Genomic DNA, 15803 nt, shown 5'->3' with positions numbered 1-15803 from the left:
AGCTCCAAGGTGTAGAGTGCTTGTTGAGAGGATATTGGATTGCCTGAAGGGGGCGCTATGCAGACTCATAAACCACATAATCACCAAGAGCATCAGCATCAAGAACATAATCACGATCACGGCTGCGGCTGTAGTCATGACCACGCCAAAACCCAGCATGGCTGTAGCAATGAAAAAAACCCGGTGGGAGCAACCGCTGCCCATGACCATCACGCGGCCCACGATCACGGTGCCAGTTGCTGCAGTAGCGATGGCCCCGACGACCCGGATGAGGAAAGCGACAGGCTGGCTGCCGTTCCCCCTTCCGGCAGCCAGCGTTTCAGTTGGAAAGTCACCGGCATGGATTGCCCGAGCTGTGCCAAGAAAATCGAAAATGCCGTAACGTCGATCCCCGGCGTCGACAGCGCTCGCGTGCTGTTTGCCACGGAAAAACTGGTGGTGGATGCCCAATCCGACGTCAGCATGCGGATCCAGGACGCGGTAAAACAGGCTGGCTTTACCCTGTTGGGGAGTAACCCGGCGGCAATAGGCGATGAACCCAAAACCTCCCGGTTTGGTGAGTACGGCCCTCTGCTGCTGCTCTCCGCACTGATGGTGCTCAGTTGGGTTCTCGACTTCTTCAACCCACGGCTGGGCGAAATTGCCTTTATTGCCACCACCTTGGTCGGCCTGGTGCCGATTGCCAGCAAAGCCTTGCGCCTGATCCGTTCAGGCACACCGTTTGCCATAGAAACCTTGATGAGCGTTGCCGCCATCGGTGCGCTGTTTATCGGTGCCACCGCCGAAGCGGCCATGGTGCTGCTGTTGTTTATGGTGGGAGAACTGCTGGAATCCTACGCGGCCAATCGTGCACGCCGTGGCGTGAAAGCGTTGATGGAACTGGTGCCGGAAGATGCTCTGCTTATCCAGGGCAGCGTACGTAAACGCGTGCCTGTAGCCAGCCTGCACCCCGGTGACGTAATAGAGATCGCGCCCGGTGGCCGCTTGCCTGCCGATGCCGAGTTGCTAAACCCGTTCGCCAGCTTTGACGAAAGCGCTTTAACCGGTGAATCCGTGCCGGTAGAGCGCCAACAGGGTCAGAAAGTGGCCGCTGGCAGCCTGTCCGTCGATCAGGCCGCGCAGATGAAGGTCACTTCCGAGCCGGGTAAAAATGCCATCGACCGTATCCTGCAGCTGATTGAAGAGGCCGAAGAGCGCCGCGCACCGATTGAGCGCTTCCTCGATCGCTTCAGCCGTTACTACACTCCGGCGATCATGCTGCTGGCCGTGGCGGTGATCCTGGTGCCACCGCTGCTGTTTGCCGAGCCTTGGGAAATGTGGATCTATCGGGGTCTGACCTTGCTGCTGATCGGTTGTCCGTGTGCCTTGGTCATCTCCACGCCAGCGGCCATCACCTCTGGCCTTGCGGCGGCCACGCGCCGTGGCGCGCTGATTAAAGGTGGTGCGGCATTAGAACAATTGGGCCAAGTGCAAACCATCGCGTTCGACAAAACCGGTACGCTGACCGAAGGCAAACCGACGGTGACCGACGTGCTGCCTGCAGACGGCCTCAGCGAACAGCAACTGCTGGCCATTGCAGCGGCTGTCGAGACGGGCTCACATCATCCACTGGCACAGGCGATCGTCAAGCGTGCAGCGGAGAACGGGACTGCATTGCCACTGGCCGAAGGCCGCCGGGCTCTGGCGGGTATCGGGGTTGAAGGGAAGGTTGACGGTAAAACTATCCTGATCAGCGCACCGGGCAAGTTGACGGAAAACCAGTTGAGCAGCGAATGGCGCAGCCAGGTAGAGACGCTGGAAACGGCGGGTAAAACCGCAGTGGTGGTGCTAGAGGACGGGCAGCCTATCGGTTTGCTGGCGTTGCGTGACACCTTGCGTAGCGACGCTAAACAGGCGATTGCCGAGTTGACGCAATTAGGCGTTCGTGGCGTGATGCTCACAGGTGATAACCCGCGCGCTGCGGCCGCCATTGCCAATGAATTGGGGATCGATTACCGCGCCGGGTTAATGCCGGAAGACAAAGTGAACGCGGTAACCGAGCTGAGCAAGTTGCAACCTACCGCCATGATCGGCGACGGTATCAACGATGCCCCGGCGATGAAGGCCGCCAGCATTGGCATTGCGATGGGGAGCGGTACCGACGTGGCATTGGAAACGGCGGATGCCGCGCTGACACACAACCGGTTGACCGGCGTTGCCGAGATGATCCGCATCTCCCGCGCTACCCACGCTAATATTCGCCAGAACATTACCATTGCGCTTGGGCTGAAAGCGATTTTCCTGGTCACCACCCTACTGGGGATGACTGGCCTGTGGCTGGCCGTATTGGCAGACTCTGGAGCAACCGCGCTGGTGACCGCCAACGCCTTACGGCTGCTGAAGAAACGTACATAGTAGAACATCTGTCAGGCCCGTTATGGAAATGGGCCTGACAGCCAAAGGATTATTCTGCCAGGCCCTTACGCAGCAGGTAACGATATGGGGCCTGCTCGGTTTCCTGGGCCACCAGCGTATGTTCCATAAAGCGGCAAAAACCCGGGATGTCGCGGGTGGTGGCCGGATCGTCGGCAATGATCAGCAAGGTTTTACCGTTATCCATATGGCGCACGGTTTTGCGCACCATCATGACCGGTTCCGGACAGCGCAGCCCCAGCGCGTCTAGCGTCTGGTCTGCCTGGGCAAAAATGTCAGTCATACATCTCTCTCGATCTAAAACGATCGGCGAACCCTCGCCGGATCTGATTACCCGCTAGTTTACGCCGGTAGTTTTTCTGCGCAAGATACGTTAACGTTTGCGTTAAATTTAACCATTGCATTGAATGCCCAAACGCGTACCATGTCGCCGCGCAGTTAACAATGGGTTCCCTCACCCCACACTCAAAAAGGCTACATTATGTATTCGTTTACCGATCGACAACGCTTAATCGCGTTGGTTTGGCTATCGCTATTTCACATCGCCATCATTACTTCCAGCAACTACCTGGTGCAGTTGCCGATCAGCATTTTCGGCTTTCACACCACCTGGGGTGCCTTCACTTTTCCGTTTATCTTCCTGGCCACTGACCTGACCGTACGGATCTTCGGTGCTCCGCTGGCACGCAGGATTATCCTTGCCGTGATGGTCCCGGCGCTGTTTATCTCCTATGTGATCTCCACCGTCACTTTCCAGGGTGAATGGCAGGGCTTTGCCGCCTTGACCAGCTTCAACCTGTTTGTAGCGCGTATCGCCGCCGCCAGCTTTATGGCCTACGTACTGGGCCAGATCCTGGACGTGCAGGTGTTCAACCGCCTACGTCAACGCAGTGCCTGGTGGGTTGCCCCCGCCGCGGCCATGTTCCTTGGCAATATCAGCGATACCCTGGCCTTCTTCTTTATCGCCTTCTACAAAAGCAGCGATCCCTTTATGGCCGCCAACTGGGTGGAAATCGCGCTGGTAGATTACAGCTTCAAAGTGCTGATCTGCCTGGTATTCTTCCTGCCGATGTACGGGGTGCTGCTCAATATGCTGCTCAAACGTCTGGCGGAACGCCAACCCGCCAACCGGTTGCAACTGAGTTAACCCGCCTTCTGGTTTATACTGGGCAGCCTGATTTAACGGAGGCTGCCCATGCGCTTAACCACTCGCCAAGCTACACTTGAAGAGATCTACTCTCTTTACCTCTGCATTCCAGAATTTGGCAGTCTGCACAGCCTGAAAGATTTGCAGCAACGCATCGGGGATAACCCTTCTCACGGCTTGATTACCGAAATTGATGGCCAGGCAGCCGGTTTTAAACTCGGCTATCAAACCGCGCCGGGGGAGTTCTACAGCTGGCTGGGCGCAGTTTTACCTGATTTTCGCCGCCAGGGTATCGCCCAAACCATGCTGGCGGAGCAGGAGCGTTGGGCGCGTTCGCAAGGCTATCAGCAGCTGTGGGTAAAAACCCGCAACCAGTTCCGCGCCATGCTAATAATGCTCATTAGCCACGAATATCAGATTTTCACTCTAGAAAAGAAAGGCGAAGTAGACGAGTATCGTCTATTACTTAAAAAAAACCTGTGACATCTAGCCATACGGTCAACCAACTCTATCTGCAAAGGAATAAGGAACACCAGATGCGTAAAGTAACAAAATTGATGGGTATCGGCCTGCTAGTGCTTGGCCTGGCGGCCTGTGATAGCGCCACCAAAGACACTAATGCCCCCGCAGGCAGCGCAGCAGCCAGCGTCCCAAGCGGACAACAGGTGAGTTTATTGGATGGCAAGCTGACCTTTACCCTGCCTAACGGTTTGGCCGATCAGAGCGATAAGCTGACCAACCAACCAACTAACGTGCACATCTATGCCGACAGCACCAACCAGCGTGCGGTGATCGTGATCGTTGCCGACAAGGCAGCGGGCGATCTGGATACCCTGGCCAAACGCATGGAAGAGCAGCAACACTCCCGCGATGCCAACCTGCAGGTCATTACCAATAAAGCGGTTGAAATTAACGGCACGCCAATGCGCCAACTGGATACCGTGATCACCGTGGCAGGCCAAAAAGCCTACTCTGGCGTGCTGCTCGCTATGCTGCCAGACGGTAAGCAACTGACCCTGCAAATCACACTGCCAGCGGATAACCAGCAGCAGTCTCAAAGCGTAGCGGCTGGCGTGTTCAATACGGTGAAGATCAAGCAGTAATCGCACTGGGCCAGCATGCTGGCCCGTTTAATCTGTTACGCCAATGCCTGTGCTAACAGGGTGATCGGATGTTCACAGCGCTTGCTGGTGGACATCTCGATCTGCCATTTGCAGGTTTCACAATCGGTGATCACCATATCCACTCCGCTGGCTTCAATCTGGCGAAATAGCGAGGCACCAATGCCTTGCGAGGTTTCATAGTTTTCCGACTTGAAGCCGTAAGTCCCGGCGATACCGCAGCACTGCGAGTCCAGCACCACCAGTTCCAGCCCTGGGATCTGCCGCAATAACTCCAGCGTATAGGCCGTCCAGCCCATTTTCTCCATATGACACGGCGTGTGGTAAGCCACCCGCAGCGGCGTATGTTTGAGCGGCAAGGTGCGCCCTTGGCTGAGCAGACGATAGAGATAACGTGTAGCCAGCTCCACCCGTTCACGCACCGCCGAGGTGTCCACCTCCAGCAAATGCGGGTACTCATCACGCAGGGTAAACGTGCAGCTCGACGAAGTAGCCACCACCGGTATGCCTTTGGTCAGGACCGCATCATGCAGCGATTCCGCATTCACTTTAGCCTGCTTCTTCGCCTGTGCAATAAAGCCGTTGGCGATCAGCGGTACGCCGCAGCATTTCTCCCGCTTGAGCAGCTGCACGCCGATATCCATGGCGTTAAACACCTTGATCAGGTCTTTGCCAAGCTGTGGATGGTTGTAGTTAACAAAGCAACCGTGGAAAAACGCCACCTGCTCGGCATAGCGCTGCTGCTGTTCCGCCTGCTGGCGGTACCAACGGCGGAAGGTGCCAAACGAGTATTTCGGCAGCTCACGCCGATGGTCGATCTTCAACGCCTTGTCCAACAGCTTGCGTACCGGCTTCAGGCCGGTAGTCGCGTTAACGATAGGGGCAAACGGCGTCGAGAGCGTGCCCATGATGTCAGTGTGGCTGAGGATGGCATCGCGCAGCGTCGGTTTGCTTTGGCTGAAATTGGCCCGTGCGCGTTGGATAATATCGCCGATTTTAACGTCGGAGGGGCAAGCCACTTCGCAGCGCTTGCAGTTAGTGCAATACTTCAGCGCTTCGTCGTAAAGCGCCGGATCTTTCAGCCGCAGGCGCTCCCCATCAGGCCCGGCCTGCTTTGGCCCCGGATAGAGCGGGTTAGCCTTGGCAACCGGGCAATAGGTGGTGCAGACGGTGCATTTGATGCAGCTCTCGAAGCTGTTGTCTGGTAACAGGCTCATGCTGAAACCTCCTGTGCCAGGATCTGTTGGGCAACGTGCAGCGCGCCGAGCAGCGAAACCCCGGCGCCACAGCCCTGCTGCAACGGATCGTAACCGCCAGCCACGGCACCGATAGCATACAGATTGGTCATCGCCTCCCCCTGTTTTAACGCCCGTAGCGCGGTATCGGTCTGAACCCCAAATTGCAGGTACGGCTGCGGAGCAAACAGATTGGCATCGCTCCAGTCGGCGCGTTCGGTTTTGCTGTAAACGTCGAGGCCAAATACCGGCTCACGAATGCCGTCAAAACTAGCCACCAGGCCGTTGCTGAAGAAGCTGCCGCTGGCCAGTATCACCTGCTGCGCGCGCAGCGGAATATCGGTGTGATTGCGGGTATACAGACCGGTGACGCGCTGCCCGTCGAAGCTGGCACGCAGCACGCTATCCCCCGGCATAAACACCCCACCCAGTTGCTGCAAACGCTGGCGCAAGGCCTGATGCAGCCGCATGCCGAGCACGGAAGGCGGCAGCGTGGGTAACAGATAAACGGGCTTACCGACCAACCGGCGCAACGTCATCAACGGTTCATCATCCTCTAACCCCAGGCAGGCTGGCAGGAGGATGGCCTCAGCCTCTCCTGCCTGGCGCGTGATCTCCTCCGCCAACTGAGTCAGATGTTCTGGCAGATCCAGCACGCGGGCGATATTCACCGCGCGGAACTCGCTGGGATTATTACGTAGACGATCCAAAACAGGCAGATGCAAAAATGCCACCTCAGCCTTGAGACCCTGCTCTTGCATCAATGAGCTGGCCGCCATCTGCGGTTGGAAATCCAGGAAGCCTTCAATCCCCAGCACGGCGATATTCTGCCACGGCAACTTGCTGCCCAAGAGAGAGACAGGGATCGCTAGGGGGCTGAGCCAAGTGGCACGGCGGGTCCCGAGAGGGGTCACGCGTAGATGGTTTTGGCTGCTATCACCCTGCATCTGCCACCCGCAACGCTGTAGCAATTGCTCAGCCTCCGTTGCCAGCGCGGCCACCTGTGTGGCTCCCATCAGGCTATACGGATGCTGCGGAGCCTGTTGCGCCAGTTCGGGCAAGGCAGACAGAGGCGATGCCACCGGCGTACCATCGGGCAAATGGGCCAACAGATCGAGCGAGCCGGAAGAAAAATAGAGCGCGCTTTGGCCGGAACTGACTACCGCGCAGCGTTTGCCATGCTCGGCTAAACGGATAGCACAGCTCATCCCAGCCAAGCCACCACCAATCACCACCGCATCAAATTGCATCATCCGCCTCCTGCTTAGGGTCGCCTTGCGCATCTAACCCACATAACCCTTGATATACCCAACTGGTGAATTCGCTCTCCCGCAGGGCATCGCCCCAGGCGATAGGCCGCACGCCTTTCCAGCGTTCATTGAGGAAATGGGACAGTTGGGTGATGGATTGCTGCGGCGTTACCACGTTAAACCGCGTCAACAAACCTGCGGCACGGCAGGCGCACAGCTCACCCTGGCAGGTCCCCATACCCACGCGGGTACGGCGGCGCAGATCGACCAGATTGTTGACGGTCAGAGAATCCACCGCATATCGCACCTCACCGGCGGTCACTGCTTCACACTCACACACCAGGCTGTTGTCCAGCCGGTTACCAGAAGGGACCAGGCTGGCGCGATCGCCATGGCGGTACACCGCCGACCCCCGGATGCTGGCAGGCAGTGAAACCACGCTGCGCACCGTTTCTTCGGCGCTCTGACGGGAACCGGGCAACGCCGCTTCCGCCGTGGTGCAAGGGCTGTCGATGCCCAGCTTGGCGCAGACCAGGTCGGTGGTCCATTCGGCCATCAGCCGGTAAGTCATCAATTTGCCGCCGGTAATGGTGATAAAGCCTTCCAACCCATCGCGCGCCGCATGATCGAGCAGCACGATGCCACGGCTGACGTTACGCCCGGAGGGATCGTCGTCGCTGGCGACCAGTGGCCGCACGCCCGCATAGGCACGCAGAATGCGCGTTTGCGCCAATTTCGGCGCCAGCAGAGTGCCTTCTCGGATTAATATATCCACTTCCTGTGGCGTCACGACCATGTTGTCGATCTGGTCGTAATCGATATGGGTAGAGGTGGTGCCAATCAGCGAGATGGTGTCGCCAGGCACCAGAATGTCGGCATCCGCCGGTTTGCGGCAGCGGTTAATCACCATGTTATTGATGCGATGGCCCAGGATCAGCAATGCCCCTTTGGCAGGGAACATGCGGATGCGCAGATCGGCATACTCGGCAATTTGCTGGCCCCAGATCCCGGCGGCGTTGACCACCACCTGAGCATGAATATCGTACTGTTGTGCGGCCTTGTGATCGAAAACGCGCACGCCCGTCACGCGATCGCCAGTACGCAACAAACCGGTAACCTGATGATAGGTGAGAATTTGTGCGCCATGTTCACGCGCATCAAGCATGTTGGCCGCCGTTAAGCGGAAAGGATCGACGGTGCCATCCGGCACCCGCACTGCGCCGATCAGCGCCGGGTTAGCCGCAGGCTCCAGGCGTAATGCCAGCGCGGGGTCAATGGCTTCGGCCTCGATCCCGGCGCTGCGACAGGCGGCAATAAACTGCTGCTGAAAGGCCAATGAGTCCTGAGGCAAGGTAATGAACAGGCCGTCGGTACGTTCGATGCAGTGGTGGGCAATACGCTTGAGAATGCGGTTTTCTTCAATACATTCGCGTGCAGATTCGCCGTCGGTGACCGAATAGCGCGCTCCGCTGTGCAACAACCCGTGGTTGCGGCCAGTAGCGCCAGTGGCGATGTCATGCCTTTCCAGTAAAACGCAACGCAGACCGCGCCGCGCACAGTCACGGGCAATCCCCGCGCCGGTAGCGCCGCCGCCAATGATGATCACGTCCGTTTCGGTGATTGGTGAGTTGTTGCTCATCACGCCCCCTGAGCCTGTAGTTATGGCTTTATTTAGCCACAGTCAGTAGGGTTTTTGTTTGATAAGGAACAATAACGAACAGAAAACGAAAATAATATGGCCATAAAAAGCCATGAATGTGACAAACATCACGTATTTGTGCTATTTAGCCATTCCAAAATGTTAACCGATCACTCAAAATTCGCCACAGTTTCATAAAAGTGTAACAAATGAGCCATCCATCACGGTGAGACCGGGGGGTTTTCTCTAGCATTGCGCTCGTTATGGAACATTTAACAACACTTCAGGTATCCGCAAGCTCATCTTCAGGACAGCCGTTTCCTGTTGAGGCAATAAACAGATAAAGCCATCGGAGGCGCTCATGTTGAGTATTTTTAAGCCAGCCGCACACATTTCTCGTGTGCCAGTCGACAAGGTAGACCCGCTCTACCGTAAGCTGCGCTGGCAGATTTTTATGGGGATCTTTTTCGGTTACGCCGCCTACTATCTGGTGCGTAAAAACTTCACCCTGGCGATGCCATATCTGATCGATCAGGGCTTCAGCCGTGGTGACCTGGGCTTCGCGCTGTCAGGGATTTCCATCGCCTACGGTTTCTCCAAGTTCATCATGGGGTCGGTTTCAGACCGCTCCAACCCGCGCGTATTTCTACCCGCCGGCCTGATACTGGCCGCTGCCGTCATGCTGTTTATGGGCTTCGTGCCTTGGGCAACCTCCAGCATTGCCGTGATGTTCGTGCTGCTGTTCCTGTGTGGTTGGTTCCAAGGTATGGGCTGGCCGCCTTGTGGCCGTACCATGGTGCACTGGTGGTCGCAGAAAGAGCGTGGCGGTATCGTTTCGGTATGGAACTGTGCGCACAACGTCGGTGGCGGCCTGCCTCCACTGCTGTTCCTGCTGGGTATGGCCTGGTTTAACGACTGGCATGCGGCGCTGTATATGCCTGCCTTCGGTGCGATCCTGGTGGCCCTGATCGCCTTCGCCTTGATGCGTGACACCCCGCAATCTGTTGGTCTGCCACCGATTGAAGAATACAAAAACGACTATCCGGATGATTATACCGAAGAAGCAGAAGAAGAGCTGACAGCCAAGCAGATCTTCATGCAGTACGTGTTGCCAAACAAACTGCTGTGGTACATCGCGATCGCCAACGTGTTCGTGTATCTGCTGCGCTACGGCATCCTGGACTGGTCACCAACCTACCTGAAAGAAGTGAAACACTTCGCACTGGATAAGTCCTCCTGGGCCTACTTCCTGTACGAATACGCTGGTATTCCAGGCACCCTGCTGTGCGGCTGGATGTCGGACAAGGTGTTTAAAGGCAACCGTGGTGCCACCGGGGTGTTCTTCATGGTGCTGGTAACCATCGCCACCATCGTTTACTGGCTGAACCCGGTGGGTAACCCTGGCATCGATATGGCCTGTATGATCACCATCGGCTTCCTGATCTATGGCCCAGTCATGCTGATCGGCCTGCACGCGCTGGAACTGGCACCGAAGAAAGCGGCAGGTACCGCCGCCGGCTTTACCGGTCTGTTCGGTTACCTGGGCGGCTCGGTCGCAGCCAGCGCCATCGTCGGCTATACCGTTGACTACTTCGGTTGGGACGGCGGCTTTATGGTGATGATCGGCGGCAGCATCGGTGCGGTGATCCTGCTGGTGCTGACCATGATCAGCGAGAAGAAACACCACGCAGAAATCGCGGCTAAACGCGGCTAAAAGCTAAGCGGGCGCAGTATGCAGCGCCCCTACCCTTTATCGTTAATCTAAGGCCGCGCTTGTGCGGCCTTTTTCTTACCTCTACAACATGGAGCTACACAGAATGCGGACTCAAACCAAAGCCCTGCTGACAGGGATCATTCTTGCCACTTCAATGCTCAGTGCCGCCCAGGCTGCGGATAAAGTCGTTATCGCTCACCGCGGTGCCAGCGGCTATCTGCCGGAGCATACGTTACCGGCCAAGGCAATGGCCTACGCGCAGGGTGCCGACTTCCTTGAGCAAGATCTGGTGATGACCAAAGACAACGAGCTGGTAGTGTTGCACGACCATTATCTGGATCGCGTCACCGACGTTGCCGAACGTTTCCCGGACCGGGCGCGTAAAGATGGCCGCTACTACGCCATCGACTTTACGCTGCCTGAGATCAAATCACTGAAGTTCACCGAAGGCTTTGATATCAAAGACGGTAAGCAGGTGCAAAGCTACCCTGGCCGCTTCCCGATGGGCAAATCCGACTTCCGCGTCCACACCTTCCAGGAAGAGATCGAGTTCGTGCAGGGTCTCAACCATTCAACCGGCAAGAACATCGGCCTCTACCCGGAAATCAAGGCCCCCTGGTTCCATCAGCAGGAAGGAAAAGACATCTCCACCAAGGTGCTGGAAGTCCTCAAGCAATACGGCTACACCAGCAAGAGCGACAACGTCTATCTGCAGTGTTTTGATGCCAACGAGCTGAAACGCATCAAGGATCAGTTGGAACCCAAGATGGGGATGGATCTGAAGCTGGTACAGCTGATTGCCTACACCGACTGGAACGAAACCTACGAGCAGAAGGCCGACGGCAAGTGGGTCAACTATGACTACGACTGGATGTTCAAACCGGGCGCGATGAAAAAGATCGCCCAGTATGCCGACGGCATCGGGCCTGATTATCACATGCTGATCGTCGAAGAGAAATCCAAGCCGAACCAGATTGTGTTGACCGATATGGTCAAGGACGCTCATGCCAGCAATATGGCGGTGCACCCTTACACCATTCGTGCCGATAAGCTGCCGAAATACGTCACCGACGTGAACCAGCTGTTCGACGCGATTTACAATCAGGCGGGCGTTGACGGCGTGTTTACCGACTTCCCGGACAAGGGTGTACAGTTCCTGCAAAAGCAGGGGCAACATAAGTAACGACAACTCCCCACCGGGTTACCCGGTGGGGATCAGAACCAAGTCTGCCGTAACAGCAAAGCAACCACATAAATGCCTATGCCAGAGGCTGAACCGGGATTGAAAAGCTCGATCGAGCCACTTCATTGCCAGCTTGGAGGTTGACCAATACGCTCAGTGAGCAAACTCATAAAAACGCTCAATTTGGCCGAAATTCTGGCTGCTGGGCGCAATAGATAGATCCCTTGTTCCTCGCCGCGTGGATCTGCCAGCAGGGGCAACAAACTTCCTGCCTGAATATCCGGCCCCACCACCCAGTTAGGCAAGAAAGTGATGCCTAATCCGAGTAATGCCGCTTGGCGTTGTGCCGAGAAATCATCACAGCGCAGCACCATCTTGCACTGATTCATCAGAGGTTCACTGAGGATTTGCGCCCAGCAAGCGGGTTGCTGTTTGTGATAGCGGGCGATCAACTGATGATCACGTAACTCCTGTAGGTTGGCCGGTTTCCCATTGCGAACGATATAGTCCGGGCTGGCACACATGAACCAGCGCTGTGTAGCGATGCGGTTTGCGTACAGTGAACTGTCTTTCTGCTCGCCGATACGGATGGCGGCGTCCAGCATTTCTTGTTTCGGATCGGTCTGGCGTTCGGTGAGATCCAACTCAACTACCAACCTTGGATAACGCTGGATTAGCACCGGTAAGAGCGGCAACAGATAGGTTTTACCGAAAGTGGGCAAGCAACTGATACGCAGCACGCCTTGCGGAGTCTCGTTTTGCGCTGCCAGTTCGGCGCGGATATCGATGATTTGCGTCAGCAACTGTGAGGCGCGCTTTTTCAGCATTTCACCAGCTTCGGTCAGCACCAGGCCGCGAGTTGAGCGCACAAACAGCATGACGCCAAGTTCACCTTCCAGCGTATCGATATGCCGCACCAATGAAGAAGGCACCATGCCCAGTTTGCGTGCGGCGGCAGAGAAACTACCCAATTGGGCAACATCGAGAAAGATCGGCAAATGTTCGGCATAGCGTGCGTCATTCATCTTTGCATTATATGCAAAAGCATTTCTTATGAATACTCGGTTCTCTACCGGCTGAGTTAACGTTACTCTACCCCCAGAGTAAAGCAGCGATATCGCGCTGAAAATATTAAATTATCAAGATAAAATGCCTTAGTTTATTTTTATAAACCTTAAAATTTGATATGGAATAGTGAATTAATCTGCTGAATTTATTTTCAAATTAATACCGCATTAACCGTAAACGTGATGTGTCACGGTTAAAATCATTAGAAGGTCTTTGTTTTATCTAGACTCTGCTTGAGTCCGGCACGTTGCCTGTTTGTATCACTGTTTTTTGCCGCTGCCAGTGAAGGGTTCTAAGTGAGCACTTTGGCAGCGGCAGGTTTGCTCATGCTCTTGAGCATTTAAACGCATAGCACTTTAGATGCCGTGCGGGTGGAGGAGGTGGTAATGAATGAAAATCACGGCTGTTCATGTGCGCAGCAGTTGGCGCAAGGTTTTGCCAGGCAAGCGCTGGATTGTGGTCAGGGGGAAATTTATCAGACCTCATTGATGAGCGCCTTGCTTGGTGGCGTTTACGAAGGGGATGTCACTATCGCCGAATTGCTCACACACGGTAATTTCGGTCTAGGGACCTTCAACCATCTTGATGGTGAACTGATCGCTTTTGATCGGGAAGTACATCAGTTGCGTGCAGATGGCAGCGCCCGCGCGGCCAGTCTGCAACAAAGAACGCCGTTCGCGGTGGTCACTTTTTTTCAGCCTAGCGTGACGCTAAAGATGGAAAAACCGATCTGCAAAGCCGACCTGCACCGGTGCATCGACCAGCAGGTAGCTTCACCTAATCTGTTCTGTGCGCTACGGGTTGATGGTCTGTTCAGCCACGTGGAAACTCGGACCGTACCGCGGCAAGAGCGGCCCTACAAACCGATGCTGGAAGCGATCGAAGCGCAGCCGACCTTTGCATTTCAGCAACGCAGCGGCACATTGGTGGGATTCCGCTCACCTGATTATATGCAGGGCATCAGTGTTGCGGGTTACCACGAACACTTTATCACCGACGATCGCATCGGTGGGGGTCATGTATTGGATTATCAACTCGATCATGGCCGTCTGCAGTTTGGCGTGATCGCTCGTCTCAATCTTCAATTGCCGCACGATGCGGATTTCCTGTGCGCCGACCTCTGTCCAGAGGATTTGGATTGCGCCATTCGTTCTGCCGAGGGTTAATCGGCGTCGTTTTTTCAGGAGGTGGATTATGGTTGGTTCAGACAATCACTGGCGGTGTGGGGCAGATTTGGTGGTTAAAAATCTGCACGCGCAGGGTGTGAAACAGGTATTTGGTATCCCCGGAGCTAAAATAGACCGCGTATTCGATGCGTTGGAAGATGAACCTGAGATAAAAACCGTGGTGGTACGTCACGAAGCCAACGCGGCGTTTATGGCAGCGGCAGTTGGCCGCTTGACCGGCAAGGCAGGGGTCGCACTGGTGACCTCCGGGCCGGGCAGCTCTAACCTGATCACCGGGCTGGCCACCGCAACCTCCGAAGGGGATGCGGTGGTGGCCTTGGGCGGAGCGGTGAAACGTGCTGACAATCTGAAACAAACACACCAGAGCATGGATACCGTCAGCATGTTCCGGCCAGTCACCAAATATTGTGCCGAGGTACATACCGGTTCCGCCATTTCAGAAGTCATGGCCAATGCGTTTCGCAGTGCTGAATTTGGCCGTCCTGGGGCTGCGTTTATCAGCTTGCCGATGGATATCATCAATGAACCGGTTACGGCACCGGTGCTGACCGGATGCCGCTCACCCCGTCTGGGGGCCGCTTCAACCGAAGACATTCATGAGGCGCTTAAACTGATCCAGCAGGCGAAATGTCCGGTACTGTTACTGGGGCTGCAAGCCAGCCGCCCAGAAAACAGTGCCGCAATACGCCATTTGTTACAGCGTACGCATATGCCGGTGGTAGGAACCTATCAGGCCGCCGGAGTGATTGATGTTAATGATTTTTCCCGCTTTGCTGGCCGCGTCGGGTTATTCAACAATCAGCCTGCCGACCAACTGTTGCAAAAGGCCGATCTGGTGGTCAGTGTGGGTTATAGCCCGATCGAATACGACCCCTGCATGTGGAACAGCCAAAGGCGGTTGATGCTGGTACATATCGATGTACAACCGGCCGAAATTGATACCTGTTACCGCCCAGATGTGGAGCTGATCGGCAATATCAACGCCACTATCAATTTGCTGACCGAAGGTTTCAGCAATGTGCTCAGTATGCCTGCCGAAGTGGAACTGATCTTATCCGATCTCGGCCTGCAGCGCGCAGAGCTGGCAGAGCGTGCTGCAGGCCGTGGCGGCATGCCGATTCATCCGTTGCGCATCGTCAAGGAACTGCAGGATATCGTCAGCGATGACGTGACGCTATGTGTGGATATGGGGAGCTTCCATATCTGGATCGCTCGCTATTTGTATTGCTTCCGTGCCCGCCAACTCCTGATCTCCAATGGCCAGCAGACCATGGGGGTTGCCCTGCCGTGGGCCATTGGTGCGGCGTTGGTCCGGCCAGGAGACAAAGTGTTATCCATCTCCGGCGATGGGGGATTTATGCAGTCAAGCATGGAGTTGGAAACCGCAGTGCGGCTGAAAGCCAATATTGTGCATGTGATTTGGGTGGATAATGCCTACAACATGGTGGAGATGCAGGAGGTGAGTAAATATCAACGCAAGTCTGGTGTAGAGTTTGGCCCGATTGATTTCAAAGCCTATGCAGAGGCATGCGGCGCCGTCGGATTTGCAGTGCAATCAGTGGAGGATTTGCGGTATATGTTGCGTAAGGCTATGGAAATTGAGGGGCCGGTGGTGGTGGCGATCCCGGTAGATTATGCTGACAATTACAAACTGATGGCTCAAATGAACTTTAGCCAAATGATTTGATTCGGGCTAGGGAAAACGTTCCCTTAGGCTACCCCTTGGAGACTGTAAACGTCGTTCACCTGACGGTGCACTACGCCTGGAGGGCATTTGCCTTCCTGTTTCCATAACGCAAGTGCTCTGCTATAAGCCGTGCTTTATGCCGTGGCTATCAACAGCCGGC

General features: G+C 55.7%; 13 protein-coding genes. 8 read left to right on the top strand and 5 right to left on the bottom strand.

Annotated features, from left to right (window positions below):
- Nucleotides 1–57 precede the first annotated feature (57 nt).
- A complete protein-coding gene (locus tag ACMV5H_RS15765; protein ID WP_414822072.1) occupies nt 58–2394 on the top strand; it encodes a zinc/cadmium/mercury/lead-transporting ATPase in 2337 nt (778 codons plus the stop codon).
- A 49-nt stretch (nt 2395–2443) separates the two neighbouring features.
- On the opposite strand, the gene tusA is transcribed toward ACMV5H_RS15765, so the two are convergent.
- Nucleotides 2444–2695, bottom strand: a complete 252-nt coding sequence (tusA, locus tag ACMV5H_RS15760) for a sulfurtransferase TusA (RefSeq protein ID WP_021181512.1) — start codon at nt 2693–2695, stop codon at nt 2444–2446.
- Nucleotides 2696–2893: 198 nt separating this feature from the next.
- Here tusA and ACMV5H_RS15755 point away from each other — a divergent pair, with 198 nt between their 5' ends.
- From ACMV5H_RS15755 to ACMV5H_RS15745, 3 genes are read left to right on the top strand one after another with little or no spacing between them, the layout of a single operon-like run.
- Nucleotides 2894–3559 carry a 7-cyano-7-deazaguanine/7-aminomethyl-7-deazaguanine transporter gene (locus ACMV5H_RS15755; protein ID WP_021181513.1) on the top strand — a complete coding sequence of 222 codons (666 nt, stop codon included), beginning with the start codon at nt 2894–2896 and terminating at the stop codon, nt 3557–3559.
- A gap of 48 nt (nt 3560–3607) precedes the next feature.
- Nucleotides 3608–4042 (top strand): GNAT family N-acetyltransferase, encoded by a 435-nt coding sequence (locus tag ACMV5H_RS15750; protein WP_179249271.1) that lies wholly within the window; start codon nt 3608–3610, stop codon nt 4040–4042.
- Between the two features lie 53 nt (nt 4043–4095).
- The gene (locus ACMV5H_RS15745) at nt 4096–4662 is read left to right on the top strand and encodes a DcrB family lipoprotein (RefSeq protein WP_021807781.1); all 567 of its coding nucleotides are present in this window, start codon (nt 4096–4098) and stop codon (nt 4660–4662) included.
- A 35-nt stretch (nt 4663–4697) separates the two neighbouring features.
- On the opposite strand, the gene glpC is transcribed toward ACMV5H_RS15745, so the two are convergent.
- From glpC to glpA, 3 genes are read right to left on the bottom strand one after another with little or no spacing between them, the layout of a single operon-like run.
- Complete coding sequence (gene glpC / locus ACMV5H_RS15740) at nt 4698–5897, bottom strand: anaerobic glycerol-3-phosphate dehydrogenase subunit GlpC (protein ID WP_209524011.1); 1200 nt, start codon at nt 5895–5897, stop codon at nt 4698–4700.
- Nucleotides 5894–7165: a glycerol-3-phosphate dehydrogenase subunit GlpB gene (gene glpB, locus ACMV5H_RS15735; RefSeq protein ID WP_414822088.1), complete on the bottom strand. Its 1272-nt coding sequence runs from the start codon at nt 7163–7165 to the stop codon at nt 5894–5896. The genes glpC and glpB overlap by 4 nt, the downstream gene beginning before the upstream one ends.
- The gene (gene glpA, locus ACMV5H_RS15730; protein WP_021807778.1) at nt 7155–8804 is read right to left on the bottom strand and encodes an anaerobic glycerol-3-phosphate dehydrogenase subunit A; all 1650 of its coding nucleotides are present in this window, start codon (nt 8802–8804) and stop codon (nt 7155–7157) included. Before glpA ends, glpB begins: the two co-directional genes overlap by 11 nt.
- Before the next feature lie 361 nt (nt 8805–9165).
- Between glpA and glpT the strand changes: the two genes are divergently transcribed.
- Both glpT and glpQ read left to right on the top strand, forming a co-directional pair.
- A complete protein-coding gene (gene glpT / locus ACMV5H_RS15725; protein WP_021181519.1) occupies nt 9166–10518 on the top strand; it encodes a glycerol-3-phosphate transporter in 1353 nt (450 codons plus the stop codon).
- Between the two features lie 103 nt (nt 10519–10621).
- The gene (gene glpQ / locus ACMV5H_RS15720) at nt 10622–11701 is read left to right on the top strand and encodes a glycerophosphodiester phosphodiesterase (protein WP_021807777.1); all 1080 of its coding nucleotides are present in this window, start codon (nt 10622–10624) and stop codon (nt 11699–11701) included.
- 122 nt (nt 11702–11823) lie between these two features.
- Here glpQ and ACMV5H_RS15715 read toward each other — a convergent pair whose 3' ends face one another.
- Nucleotides 11824–12726 (bottom strand): LysR family transcriptional regulator, encoded by a 903-nt coding sequence (locus ACMV5H_RS15715; RefSeq protein WP_021807776.1) that lies wholly within the window; start codon nt 12724–12726, stop codon nt 11824–11826.
- A gap of 429 nt (nt 12727–13155) precedes the next feature.
- On the opposite strand from ACMV5H_RS15715, the gene budA reads away from it, so the two are divergent.
- Together budA and alsS are read left to right on the top strand one after the other, a co-directional pair.
- Nucleotides 13156–13935 (top strand): acetolactate decarboxylase, encoded by a 780-nt coding sequence (gene budA, locus ACMV5H_RS15710; protein WP_021807775.1) that lies wholly within the window; start codon nt 13156–13158, stop codon nt 13933–13935.
- Nucleotides 13936–13963: 28 nt separating this feature from the next.
- Entirely contained in the window at nt 13964–15643 is a 1680-nt protein-coding gene (alsS, locus tag ACMV5H_RS15705) for an acetolactate synthase AlsS (protein WP_186486931.1), read from the top strand.
- Nucleotides 15644–15803: the final 160 nt, after the last annotated feature.

This window comes from Serratia sp. N21D137, from assembly GCF_047530005.1.
In the GTDB taxonomy this organism is placed as follows: Bacteria; Pseudomonadota; Gammaproteobacteria; order Enterobacterales; family Enterobacteriaceae; genus Chania; species Chania fonticola_B.
The sequence above is the reverse complement of the archived record's forward strand: the minus strand, read 5'-3'. Positions and strand labels throughout refer to the sequence as shown.